This window comes from Streptomyces torulosus, from assembly GCF_001419765.1.
Lineage (GTDB): Bacteria > Actinomycetota > Actinomycetes > Streptomycetales > Streptomycetaceae > Streptomyces > Streptomyces torulosus.
In genome coordinates this window covers 1-1528 of record NZ_LIRK01000921.1, presented here as the reverse complement: position 1 = coordinate 1528, position 1528 = coordinate 1, and the positions used below count along the sequence as shown (strand labels likewise).

The window sequence follows — 1528 nt, the reverse complement described above, 5'->3', positions numbered from 1 at the left end:
CACCACCCCCGTATGGCCCTCCGGCTCCTTCACCTCGCCCTGATCGCGGAGTCCGGCCCCATCGGCGTGCCGAACGACCCCCAGGCCCGCGCCTACATCACCCGCCTCAGAGCCCTGTCCGGCCACACCGGCCCGGCCGCCGCCCGCTTCCCCGGCCTGGTCTGGCCTCTCACCGCGTACATGCTGGACGGCACCGCCACGGTCGACATCCGCGCCATGATGGACGAGGCGGTGGCCAACTGCCGTGAGCACGGTGGCGACTGGGAACTCGGCTTCACGCTCATGCTCCGCACCCACATGCTCGTCGACTCCTCCGGCAACATGCTCGGCGTCGAGGACGACCTCACCGAACTCCGCGCGATAGCCGACCGCGTGGGCGACCGCTGGATGCGCNNGGCGGCCCTGGCCGCGCTGGACGAGGCCACGGCGGCGGCCGACCGCTTCGGCGTCCCGGACTCCCGCGCGTTCGTCAGTCTCCTGCGCGCCCATATGGCGTTGGACGACGGCGATCACGTCCAGGCCCGCGCGCTGTGGCGGTCGGCGCATGAGGAGACCCGTCGTGGCACGCCTCCGCCGCAGTTCAAGGCGTTCCTCGACCTGGTCGACGGGCTGGTGACGACCGCCGAGTCGGGCCCGGCGGCCGGACTGCGCAGGCTGACCGAGGCCCTGCGCACCGCGGTGGACAACCGCTGCGCGGAGACGGTGATCGCGGCCCTGGCCGACAGCGCGGCGACCGTACTGTCCCGGCTGGGCGACCACGCCCGCGCCGTACGCCTCCTCGCCGCCGCGAACCGCTGGCGCGGCGACCACCCCTGCGCCCTCCCGGAACACGACGAGCACGAACGGACCCGGACCGCCGCGCTCACCGCCCTCGGCGGCCCCCGCCACGACGCCGAGGCCGACCGGGGCAGGACGTACACCCCGCTCACGGCACTCGCCGACCTGAGCGAGTCCCTCGAAGCGCTCTGAGCGCCGTCCCATCTGTGCCCGGCCCACTCTCGGCCTGTGCTCGGTTGCCGAGCCATCGTCCTTGAGCCGCTACGGGCCCGCCCGGTCAGTCGTTCCCCGCTCCTACTCGCAGCTGAACCGCGACTCCGCCCAGTCCGCCATGGTCGTCCCGTCGAAGTGGCTGTGCGGTTCGACGACCAGCCGTACCGTCCGGCGTCCGGCGATGTTCACCCGGACCGGTACCGCCGCGTCCCCGCCCTCGACGAGCCCCGACTTCCACAGTCGCACCCCGTCGCCGTAGACGGAGAAGTACACCTTGCCGTGGCCGAGCGTCATGTCGTCGATGCCGACGAGCGCGTCGTACGAGGTGCATCGGCGGTTGAGGTCGACGGTGACGGAGGAGCGGCCGTGGACGGTCACCCCGTGCGCGTACCGCTTCTGCCCGACCGACATCCCGTAGCGCTGCCAGACCCAGCTGCTCTCGCCGAGCCGCATCTCGGGCTCGGTGCCGTCGCCGAGGAGCCCGTACCGCAGCTCGTTCCACGGGTAGACGGCCGGGGGAGCGGGTGCGGGAGTGGGC

The 1528-nt window shown here is 72.9% G+C and carries 1 protein-coding gene; it reads right to left on the bottom strand.

The window, feature by feature from the left end; genetic code table 11:
• Positions 1-1071: 1071 nt before the first annotated feature.
• Positions 1072-1528 (bottom strand): NPCBM/NEW2 domain-containing protein (locus AOK23_RS42525; protein ID WP_206336442.1); only part of this gene is annotated, 457 nt, incomplete at its 5' end.